Annotated in this window: 4 protein-coding genes; 1 reads left to right on the forward strand and 3 read right to left on the reverse strand. The window is 70.1% G+C overall.

Annotation, left to right across the window (positions count from 1 at the left end; genetic code table 11):
* Positions 1–3,921 (reverse strand): beta strand repeat-containing protein (locus VED21_RS34190; protein ID WP_414638379.1); only part of this gene is annotated, 3,921 nt, incomplete at its 3' end.
* Between the two features lie 305 nt (positions 3,922–4,226).
* Positions 4,227–9,647 carry a glycosyltransferase gene (locus VED21_RS34195; protein ID WP_324890390.1) on the reverse strand — a complete coding sequence of 1,807 codons (5,421 nt, stop codon included), beginning with the start codon at positions 9,645–9,647 and terminating at the stop codon, positions 4,227–4,229.
* A gap of 412 nt (positions 9,648–10,059) precedes the next feature.
* On the opposite strand from VED21_RS34195, the gene VED21_RS34200 reads away from it, so the two are divergent.
* Positions 10,060–10,869, forward strand: coding sequence for a hypothetical protein (locus VED21_RS34200; protein ID WP_324890391.1), 810 nt, complete (start codon positions 10,060–10,062; stop codon positions 10,867–10,869).
* 112 nt (positions 10,870–10,981) lie between these two features.
* Here VED21_RS34200 and VED21_RS34205 read toward each other — a convergent pair.
* Positions 10,982–11,475 (reverse strand): aminotransferase class I/II-fold pyridoxal phosphate-dependent enzyme (locus VED21_RS34205; RefSeq protein WP_324890392.1); only part of this gene is annotated, 494 nt, incomplete at its 5' end.

An 11,475-nucleotide genomic window follows, 5' to 3' on the forward strand; every position in this document is an offset into this window, starting at 1 on the left:
CAGGCCCTGCACGCCGCTGGCGGTGGTGGTCGTGCTCTCCACCGTCAGGCCGACACCGACCGGCACGTGCGCGGTCAGCAGGTCCTGCCCGCCGCTGTCCCGGGCCAGCGGGATGTCGGCGTTGGGCGTGGCGGCGTTCTCTTCGGTGCGGCCGGCGGTGATGATGGGAACCGTCAGGGTCTCCGTGCGGGTGCCGTCGCTGGCGGTCTGCGTCGTCTGCTGGACGGTGACGCCGTCCACCGTCTGCGTCGTGCCGCCGCCTCCGTTGTCGCCGCCCCCGCCGCCGGTGCTGGGCGGCGCGGTGTACACGCTGATCTCGTTGTTCGACACGCGCAGGGTGTCGGCCGTAAAGCTGCCGGCGAGGTTGATGGTCAGGTCGGCGGCACCGCCGTTGCCGTCGAGGTCGACGTAGAGGGGGGTGAAGCCGCCGCTCGTCGCGCCGACCTGGACGCCGCGCGCGGCGAGGCCGGTGCCGGTGCCGCTGGCGATGCCGCCGAGCGTCGCGGAGCCGACGCGGATGACGTCGCCCGCCGCGAAGTCGCCGATGACGTCGACCTGCCCGGTGTCGGTGGCGGCGTAGCCGAACACGTCGTTGCCGTCACCGCCGTACAGCAGGTCGTTGCCGGCCGCGCCCGACAGCGTGTCGGCGCCGGAGCCGCCCGACAGCGTGTCGCGCCCCGCGCCGCCGATCGCCGTCACGTTGCCGCCGGTGAAGGTGGCGTTGAGCGTGCCGGCGCCGGTCAGGCCGGAGGCGTCGACGCTGACCGAGGCGTTGGTGATGACGTGCGCGCCGGCCCCCACCGGCTTGAGGGTGGAGGCGGAGACGTTCTGCGCGTCGAAGGTGGCGGTGGCGCCGCTGGCCACCGTGAGGTTCAGGTTCTCCCAGCCGGTCAGCGTCGCCGGACCCGTCGTCTCGCCGTTGGCGAGCGTGGCGTTCAGCGTGTCGGTGCCGTCGCCGGCATCCACGGTGTCGCCCGCGTTGATGGTGCCGGTCGCCGCGGCGGCCGTCAGCGCGTTGCCGGGGTCGTCGGTGTAGTTGTCGGTGCCCGTGGAGAAGATCGGCGGGACGACGTGGGTGATGTCGGTGCCCGACAGCGCGAAGTTCCGGGCCGCGAAGGTGCCGGTCAGCGTGACGGTCAGCTCGGCCGCGCCGGCGGCGCCGTTGGTGTCGATGTACAGCGTCGTGACGCCGCCCGACGTGCTGACCTGCACCGAATTGGCGGCGACGTTGCTGCCGTCGCCGTCGGTGACGGTGCCGCCGGTGGAGGCGCGCCCGGTCACGCGGATGATCTCGTTCTCCGCGATGTCGGCGATGCGGTCGGTGCCGTTGCCGGTGGAGGCGAAGGCGAACACGTCGTTGCCGCTGCCGCCCGACAGCGTGTCGTTGCCGGTCCCGCCGGCCAGGGTGTCGTTGCCGCCGCCGCCGTCCACCAGGAAGCCGGCCGAGGTGACGTCGGCGTCGGCCAGGCCGGAGATGCCGTCGTTGCCGCTGCTGCCCAAAACCTGTTCGACGCCGTGGATCTCGACGGCGGAGAAGTCGTAGATGCCGGCGCCGCCCAGCACGATGGCGTCGGTGCCGTTGCCGCCGCTCAGCGTGTCGGTGGAGCCGGCGATATTGGCCGCCGCCAGCGCGAAGAGGTCGTTGCCCTCGCCGCCCGCCAGCAGGTCGTTGCCGGCCCCGCCGGACAGGGTGTCGTTGCCGTCGCCGCCCGACAGCGTGTCGTTGCCAGCGCCGCCGAGCAGCAGGTCGACCGCCGCGTTGCCGACGATGGAATCGTCGGCCGCGCCGCCGGTCACCGAGGCGCTGAGCGCGTTGGCGACGACGATGGATTCGATGCCGTTCAGCGTCGGTTGGGAAAGGTTGTAGCTGCCGAAGCTCGTCAGCCAGATCGTGTCGTTGCCGGTGCCGCCGTCGATCAGCTCGCTCGCGGTGATCTCGCCGGTGGAGGTGCCCAACGAGAATACGTCGTCGCCCGCCCCGCCCGACAGCGTGTCGTTGCCACCGCCGCCGGACAGCGTGTCGTTGCCGCCGCCGCCGACGATGCTGTCGTTGCCGTTCAGTCCCTCGAAGAGGTAGGGCGTGCTGCCGAAATTCCCGGTGATGGTGTCGTGGGCGGTGGAGCCGCGGATCACTTCGAAGTTGGTGAACGACAGGCCGGACAGGTCGAAGCTGCCGCCGGAATTGAGCTGCAGGGTGTCGGTGCCGGCGCCGCCGTCGACGCTGTCGCCGCCCGCCAGTTCGGCGACGGCGAAGTTGACGGTGTCGTTGCCGTCGCCGCCCAGCAGCGTGTCGGCGCCGTCGCCGCCGGACAGCCCGTCGGCTCCGTCCCCGCCGACCATGCTGTCGTTGCCGGGGCCGCCCGACAGCACGTCGTTGCCCCCTTCGCCCAGCAGCGTGTCGGCGCCGCCGACGCCGTAGATCGTGTCGTTGCCGTTGCCGCCGTGCAGCGTGTCGGAATTGCTGCCGCCGAAGCCGATGCCGCCGTAGAAGCCGCTGATGGTGTCGGCGAAGGCGAGATCCAACCGGCCCGCCCCCGTCATCCCCGCGCCTTCCACGCGGACCGAGGCGTTGGTGATGACGTGGAGGCCGGCGCCGTTGGGCTTGAGGGTGGAGTCGGTGACGTTCAGCGCGTTGAAGGTGGCGCTCTGGCCGCTGGCCACCGCGATGTTCAGATTGTCGAAGCCGGCGATGGTGGCCGCCCCGGTCGTCTCGCCGTCGGCGAGCATGGCGGCCAGCGTGTCGTTGCCGTCCCCGCCGTCGATGGTGTCGCCCGCGTTGATGGTGCCGACCCCCGCGCCGACGGCGAGCGCGTTGCCCGACGTGTCGGTGAAGGTGTCGGTGCCGGTGGTGAAGACCGGTGCGTTGCGGGTGATGTCGGCGCCCGAGAACGCGAAGTCGCCCGACAGGTAGGTGCCGGTCAGCAGCACGGTCAGTTCGGCCGCGTCGGCGACGCCGTCGGTGTCGACGTACAGCGTCGTGACGCCGTTCGACGTGCTGACCTGGACGGAGTTGGCGGCGACGGTGCTGCCGCCGTTGGTGATGCTGCCGCCGGACGAGCGGCCGGCGACGCGGATCAGATCGCCCGGAGCGAAATCGGTGATGAGGTCGTTGCCCTCGCCCGACGCCGCGAACTGGAACACGTCGTTGCCGTCGCCGCCGGTGATGGTGTCGTTGCCGGCCCCGCCGGAAATGGTGTCTTCGCCAGCGCCACCCAACAGCGTCTGCCGGCCGCTGCCGCCGATGATCAGTTCGTTGTTGGCGCCGCCGGTGATGCCGAAGTCCTGGTTGCCGCTGTGTTCGATGCGCTCGATGCTGATGGCGCCGCTGAAGTCGTACTGAAGGCCGCTGGCCGAGACCAGGAGGATGGTGTCGGTGCCGTCGCCGCCGTCGATGGTCTCCCCGGCCACGAAGTCGGTGCTGGAACTGATGGCGAAGACGTCGTTCCCGGCGCCGCCGAAGAGCATGTCGGCGTGCGCGCCGCCCGACAGCGTGTCGTCGCCCGCGTCGCCGTACAGCGTGTCGTTGTTGAGGCCGCCGTACAGGCTGTCGTTGCCGTCGCCACCCGACAGCACGTCGTGGTGGGCATCGCCGTGCAGGGTGTCGTTGCCCAGGTCGCCGATCAGCGTGTCCTCAGCGCCGGAGCCGCTGATCAGGTCCGCGCCCGTCGTGCCGGTGACGGTCGAGGAGGACATCAGCTTGATCGACGTGACGTTCAGCAGCGCCGCGGCCTTCAGGTTGAAGGCGCCGCCGCCGGTGAGCTGCAGCACGTCGGTGCCGCCGTTGCCGTCGATGGTGGAGCCGGAGATCTGCGCGGAACTGGCGCTGATGGTGTCGTCGCCCGTGGTGGCCACGGTGCCGCCGCTCACGTTCGTGCCGGTCAGCGTGTTGGCGTTCGATCCGGTGAGCGTCAACGTGGCCATGGGCGAAATCTCTCGGCTCGGCAAGTCGTAATGGTTGGCGGCAAGGCAAGCGAAACGTCGGATTGCAGCGCCGGACGGACTTCGACACACGCCGTGATTGCGGCGGCGCGGCTCCGGCCGGCGTGGCGGGGACGCGGAACCTTTTGTGCACCCTTGAGCCAAAGGTCGGGTAACACACGCGCGTGTGTCAAGTAACGAAATTCGACAAAGCGTGACGCCGCCGCGCGGCCGAAGTCATGGGCGTGGACGCCGCCGGCCGGGCAATTAAAAGCGCCGAGTCAGGAAGAAACGGCGATAGCCGGGACTCAGTCCCTGGCGTGGACGATTTCCAGGTCCGGCAGGCCCCAGCAGGTGATGCCCATGTCGCGGGCCATCATGGCCAGACCCTCGGTCTCGATGTAGCCGCGGTAGGGGAAGGGCGGGAAGATCAGGCCCTCGCGGTGGAGGTCGGCGCGCACCAGCAGCATGGTGCCGCCCACGCTGTCCAGGGGCACCGGCCCCTGCCCGCGCAGATTGTCCAGGTAGCGCCGGCCGACGCCGCGCGGCGGCTGCACCAGCCCGTCCACCATGTGCCGGGCCTCGCCGTCCGGGTCGGTGATCCGGAAGCTGTTGAGGTCGAACGTCGGCCCGCCGGGCTCCAGCACGCAGTGCGGCACGACGATGTCGCCCCCAACCGCCAGCAGGCGCCGCAGCGCGTCGGGCGGCGCGTCCAGCACGTCGGCATCGACCCACAGCACCCACTCCTCGTCGGCCAGCGCGGCGTTCAGCAGGCGGTTGCGCGCCTTGGCGATGGCGGCGCGCCGGGGGCGCTGCACCGCGGGCGCCCAGCGCGGCCCGTCCAGCCGTACCCCCAGGTCGTGCTTCATCAGCACGACCCGGCGGAACAGGCCGCGCAGGCGCGGCAGCTCCGCCTCCAGGAAGGCGTGGGAGCCGTCGTCGCTGTCGCCCTCCAGGAAGCCCAGCGACAGCCGGTCGCGCGGGTGGTCCAGCCGCTCCAGCATGGCGAGGAAGGCCGGCAGGTGCCGCCGCGCGTTCTTCACCGGCGTCAGCACCAGAACGCTGGGCGCCGGAACCGCCGCCGGTGCGATCGCTTGAAGCCCCTCTCCCCTTGAGGGAGAGGGGTTGGGGTGAGGGGTATTACGGCTTGGAGAGCCGGAGAATGATTCTTTTCCGCCCTCCGGGCGTAACGACCCCTCATCCCAACCCTTCTCCCTCAAGGGGAGAAGGGCCTTATCGACCGTCAGCGCCGCCAGCCGGTCGCGCACGCGCGCGCCGACCACCCCGGCGCCCAGCGTGGCGCGGATGCGGGCGGCGGCGCGCTCGCCCATGCGCCGGGCGGCAACGCGGTCGTCGAACAGGGCGCGCAGGGCGCGCGCCGCCGCGTCCAGGTCCGGCTCCGCCCACACGGTGCCGGCCGGGTAGTAGCCGTCCGGTTCCGTCAGCGTGACCGGCGTGCAGGGCACGGGGACGGCGCAGTCCGCCGCCAGGAAATCCAGCACGCCCGACCATGCGGTGGCGACCACCGGCTTGCCCAGCGCCATGGCCTCCGCCACGGTCAGCCCGAACCCCTCGGCCCGGTGCAGCGACAGGTAGGCGTCGCAGGCGGAGATCAGGCCCAGCGCCTCCTCGCGCGGCGTGTCGCCGACGCGCAGGAGGATGGCCGGGCTGCCGCCCGCCGCCGCCTCCAGCCGCGCGCGGTTCTCCGCCGACAGGGTGCGCGCCTTGATCACCAGCGCGGCGCGGCCGTCATTCCGTGGAAAGGCTTGGCGGAACGCGGCGATGGCGCCCAGCGGGTTCTTGCGCGAAAAGCCGCTCAACTCGTCGAACAGGAAGGCGACGACGAAGGCGTCCTCGGGCAGGCCGAGCTGGGCGCGGGTGACGGCGGGCGGACCCAGCTCCACCACGTGCGGCTCCACCACGTGCGGCACCACCGCGACGGGGACCGGCGAAAGGCGCCGCAGCGCCTCGGCCGTGAAGCGGCTGGGCGCCCAGACCTCGTGGAACAGGGCGAAGGCCTTCTCCCAGCCGGCGGGGAAGCTGGTGGCGCTCTCCCACGCCCAGACGCCGATGTTGACGCGCCCGCGCAACGCCTGCGGCGTCAGCCCGCCGCGCCCGGACGCCAGCGCCTGGAACAGGAAATCCGGGTTGGTGTGGATGATGTTCACGCCGTGCGGCGGGTCCGCCGGCTCAGCACCGGCCGGCGCGTCCGGGTCGGCGTCCAGATCGAACACCGCGTGCGGGATGCCGGCGGCCTTCAGCGCCGCGACCGTTCCGCGCGCCGCCACTCCCAGCCCGACCCCGGCGCCGACGTGGCCGAACAGGTTGACGCCCGGCGTGGCGGCGGGTTCCGGCGCCGCCGCGTAGCGCTGGGTGAAGTGCAGGCTGCGCGTGGCGAAGCCGCACCAGTGGTCCACCACGCTGCCGACGTCCAGCGCGATGCCGCCGCGGTCCTTGATCCAGTCGCAGTACATCTTGCCCAGGAAGCCGGCCGCCACCAGGAACACCTCGCCGGGCGCGCGCACCGCCAGCGTCCGCTCCAGCGCCCGGAAGGCGTGCGGATAGTGGTCGCCCGCGTCGGCGTAACCGAACTGGGCCGCGTACTTGGCCTCGTGCGGGATGCGGTAGAGCTGCCCGATCGCGACGCCGAAGCGCCGGGCCAGCGCGTCGGGCAGTGCCGGGTGGCAGGTCACCAGCGACACGCGGCCGACGGCGGCGAACAGCCGCTCGTACTGGCCCCAGGCGGCGAGGTCGGCGTGGATGTGGCAGGACGTGATGGTCTGCCCCGGCGCGAACAGCGCGCCCTCGCCGCCCCCGCTCCCCTGGCGTCCCAGATGGTCGAGGATCGCCAGCAGGCCGCGGTAGTCGTGCCAGCTGTGGAACAGGAACGGCGGCGTCGGCAGCGGCAGGCCGTAGCACAGGCGCGACAGGTCCGGCACGCCGACGACGTCGGCGTTGCGCACGGCGCGGGCCAGCGCCGCCGTCATGGCGTCGGCCGCCGCCCCCTCCAGGCGCGCGGCCCCCCACCAGATGCGCTGCGTGGCGTCCCGGTCGGGGCCGGCGTGCGCCTCCTGCCCGGCCGGGTAGGGCAGGAAGTTGCCCTCCCCGTCGCCCAGCCGGACCAGGCTGAACGGCCGGCCGGCGCGGTGGGCGGCGATGATCCGGTCGGCCACCGCCTCGGCGGACGCGCGGCGCCAGCCGCTGTCCACCAGGAAGGCGGGGAAGCGTTCGCGCAGCCGGTCGAACCCGTCGGCGAAGCGGCGCAACGCCTGCGCCCAGTGGCCCATGGGGGCTTGGCGGTCCTGCGCGTCGGCGAGGCGGCGCAGCGCGTCCTCCGCCGTGCCGGCGTCCAGCCCGCCGCGCAGCCGTTCGAACACGGCCAGCAGGCGCAGCTTGACCGCCCGCGCATCGACCGGCGGCAGGGCGTCCACCGCGTCCAGCAGGGCGCGCAGCCCGGCGTCCCCCTCCGCCTCCCGCACCGCCTGGGCGGTCAGGCCCAGCAGGTCGGGGCTGAGGATCGCCGCGCCGTGCGCGCGCCACAGCGCGTGCAGCCGGCGGCGCCCCGCCGCGTCGGCGCCGTCCGCCGTGAAGGCGACCTGCAGAAGGTCGTTCAGCACCGGGCTTCCGCCGCCGCCATCCGCCGCCTGGTCCCCCGCCTGGACCGCCGCACGGGCCCGCGCCATCTCGCCGCGCGCCTGCAGGGTGTGGAAGTGCAGGGCGCGCAGCGTCGGGTTGGCGGCGGCCACGTCGGCGTTGGCGTCCAGCAGCGCCGCCAGTTCGGCACCGTCCTGGCGGCGCTGCAGCACGGCGGCACGGGCGACCACCGCCTCGGCCCGGCCGAGGACGGGCGTGCGGCGGCGGGCCAGCGCCTCCGCCTCGTCCAGGCGGCCCAGCTCGACCAGCGTGGTCACCAGCCCGACGATCGCCTCCGGCGAGGCCGGGGCGGCGCAGGACAGACGCTGCCAGCGCCGCAGCGCGGCCGGCCAGTCCCGCCGCCGCGCCGCCGCCCCCGCCAGCGCCTCCAGCCCGGCCGCCATGCCCGGCGGCTGGGCAATGACGCGGGTGAAGTCGGCCTCCGCCTCCTCGAACCGTCCCAGGTCCAGCAGCGCCAATCCGCGGGCCAGCCGCACCGGCCAGTGCCAGGGGGCGCCCGCCAGCGCCCGGTCCCACAGCGCCAGCGCGTCCGCCCAGCGCCGCTCGGCGCCGGCCGCGCGCGCCTGCGCGTCGAGGTGCTGCGCCGTCCGCTCGGCCAGCGCCCGGCCATAGGCCGCCAGCGGCAGCCGCTTCGCCAGCTCCGTCGCCACCGCCTGGGCGCGCTCCCCCTCCCAGCGCGGGTCGGCGGCCTGCCACTGCTCGTCGAAATGGCCGGCGGGGAAGGTGTTGGCGCCGTGCACGACGTAGAGGTACAGCCGCGGCTCGTCCAGATGCACCACCCGCACGGTGCGCAGCAGGCGCTCCACCACCGGCGTGTCCTCGCCCCGCGCCAGCTCCGGATAGCGCGGCAGCACCGCCTTCTCGCACAGCAGCGACCCCTCCCACGGCCGCTGGCGGGAGATCGCCAGCCGCTCCGCCTCCGGCCACCAGACCATCCAGCGGCTCAACAGGCAGGCGCGCGCCCCGCTGTGGCGCAGGACGGCCATCTGCAGCTCCAGCCGCAGCGGGTCGTACAGATCGTCGTCGTCCCACTGGCAGACGTAGGTCCCGGCCGCGAGGTCGACGGCGCGGTTGCGCGCCCGGCCCAGGTTCGTTGCGGGATCCTGCGGGCGCACCAGCCGGATGCGCGGGTCGCCCAGCGCCGCCACGGCGCGGGCCAGCCGGCCACCGCCACCACCACCATCGTCGGCGCCATCGTCGACGATCACCAGCTCGCGGTTCGCGTAGGTCTGGCGGCGGAAGCCGTCGATGGCCAGCAGCGCCTGCGCCGGCCGGTCGCGCGTCGCCATCAGGCAGGACACCAGTGGCGGCGGGGCGTCCGGGGCCGGCGGCGGGGCGGCGTCGCCCTCCGTCACCATGATCCGCAGCTCCGCCGGCCGGCCGTCGCCGCGCACCAATCCCGGCACCCAGGTGGCGTCCCAGTGGTGCAGCGCGCAGGCGTCGCGGGTCAGCCGCTCCCACGTGCGGATGTCGAACAGGCGGCCTTCCCAGCAGTCGACCTTGTCCGCCGGGTAGACGAGGTGCGAGGGCAGCAGCGTGACCGACCCCGGATCGGCGAAGCCGTCCAGCGCGCGGGTCAGCAGGAACGGCCCCGTGGCGTCCAGCACATCGGCCTCGTGCGCGTGGCGGCGCAGCTGCTCCACCACATGGTCCCAGAACGGGTGGCCGGGGACGGAGGCGATCAGCGACGGGCAGAGGATGCGCGTCATCCCCCGCACCGCCGCCTTCTCCAGCGCCAGATGCGACTCCGGCTCCAGCCCGATGGCGAAGGTGTGCCCGTCCAGCAGCGGATCGATCGGCTTCAGGCATTCGAAATCAAGGTCGGCGTAGAGCCCGCCGTACCGCTTCAGAATCAGGTAGCGGGCGGCGTCGACGCGGCGGATCGGCTCCGCGTACGCCTCGTACACGGGCAGGAAATCGGGGAATTCGCGGGCGACGAAGGCGTGCAGGTCGGCGTCCGTCCACAGCCGGTGCTGCCAGTCCGGGTGATGCCGCCGCCACGTCTCCCGGAAATGCCCGAAGCGTTCGGGAACGTCCGCGTCCTTCCAGAGCTGATGCAGGATCTTCGGAATCATCCGCCGTCCACCCGGTGAAGCGGGGGAGGATTAGGGGGATTCAGGTGTGTACGCAAGTTCCGCGCCTGGGAAGCCGCATTATGGCACGGATGTGCGCGAATGACGGCGCGGTGTCATGGTCAGGGTGGGCCGTCGCCATGGGGGGGTGATTCGGTCCGGACGGCCGCAGACTGACCCGACGGGGGGTGTTTCGACTGTGTCAGCCTTAGGCCAAATACAGTCATTGGTCCGCTTCAGCGAATGACAATGATGTTTTTTTCCCTGTTTTCCTTACGTCACTTTTATGACCGCAATCCGAGCGCGAGCCTTTGGGGGGGTAGCGGTATTTTTTCTCCACCTTGTCCGTCACCGAGGTTTGGGGCTAAATGATCTTCCGTTTGGAGTCCAATCCTTAACTGCATGGTGGGACGTAATGAAAAAGCCGCTGAGGTTATCAGATGATTTTATGAAGTCCTTGAATAAGCAGCAAAGTCACAGAATTATATCAATAGAGGATAGGATTGAGCAAAGTTGGAAAGCAATAGATATTATGTTATCGCTCAACGTCATTAACGGCATATCTGGGTCTGCGCCTCCGCCGCCGATGTCTCAGAAATCCAAACAGATTCTACAGGATATGGATGCGAGCGCCAAGCATCTTGCCGAAGCCCTTGGAGCAGGCAAGGCTGGAGCAATGTCGCAATTTGATATAGATAGGAATAATATTTGGGATGCCGTCAGGAGGAACGGTATTGCAACAGTTCTTTCTTTTATAGATGTGCAGCTTGTTACGAACATCGAGAAATTCTTTGCTGGGCTAGTTGTTTCCTACATCACGATGTTTAATCATGGCCAGCGAACGGCGCTACCGGCTGACAAAATATTTGCAAATAAAACGGATCTTAAGGAGCTGCATAAGCGCTTCTACGATCTCCGAAATAAATGGTATGCTCATACAGAGCTTGAAGAAGGACGGCATATCCTTAAGTATCGAGTCGATGAAGAAGGAAAAATTACAATTTATAAAATGGGAGAGCAAATAACACCCGAATATCATTTATCAGAATCTTTCAATTTGTTTAAATGTACTGGCCAAGTTTCTCTTTTTATCGATAAAGATCTTGATGAAAAAATTTCGGCCCTAATGGAAACCCTAACTGTTACTCAGAAAGACATTCTTGTTCATCACTGGAATCATGAGAATACTTTAAAGAAGTTTGATGGCCATGAATCGCGGATTTGATTTCATGGCGTAGCTGCTGTAAGTAAGTTAGAATAGGGGGAGGCGTCTCCTTTGGGCCAAATGCGAACACCACTCCTGGCCCGCACCCCACGGCCATGCACAAGCCGGTCCCTCACCCCCGGCCGGCCATTGCCAGCGCCAGCACGTCGAAGACGCGTGGATCGACCATTTGGGCGACGTTGAAGCGCAGGAAGTGGGACGCCGACTGGGAGACGCTGAAAACGTTGCCGGGGGCGAGGACGACGTTTTCGCGCAGCGCGGCGCGGGCGACCGCCGCCGCGTCGCGGCCGTCCGGCAGGGCGCACCAGAGGTAGAAGCCGCCGCGCGGCATCAGCCAGGGCCGCAGGCCGAGTGCGTCGAGCTTCTGCGCCGTCTCGCGCCGTGCCCGCGCCAGCCGCCGGCGGAGGCCGTCCAGGTGTTTGCGATAGCTGCCGTCGTTCAGGGCCGCGCCGACGAGTTCGGTCGCGACCGGGCTCGGGCCGCCGAAGGTCGTCGCGACCTGAAGGTCGACCAGCGCCTCCACCCACTCCGGCCGCGCCGCGATGTAGCCGCACCGGATCGAGGCGGAGAGCGTCTTCGAGAAGCTGCCGATCCGGATGACCTGGG

It is taken from the genome of Azospirillum sp. (genome assembly GCF_035627195.1).
In the GTDB taxonomy this organism is placed as follows: Bacteria; Pseudomonadota; Alphaproteobacteria; order Azospirillales; family Azospirillaceae; genus Azospirillum.

What these genes read in the sequence shown, in the direction of transcription:
- VED21_RS34195 (WP_324890390.1), bottom strand. Translation starts at nt 9,647, where the DNA reads ATGATTCCGAAGATCCTGCATCAGCTCTGGAAGGACGCGGACGTTCCC.
- VED21_RS34200 (WP_324890391.1), top strand. Translation starts at nt 10,060, where the DNA reads ATGAAAAAGCCGCTGAGGTTATCAGATGATTTTATGAAGTCCTTGAAT.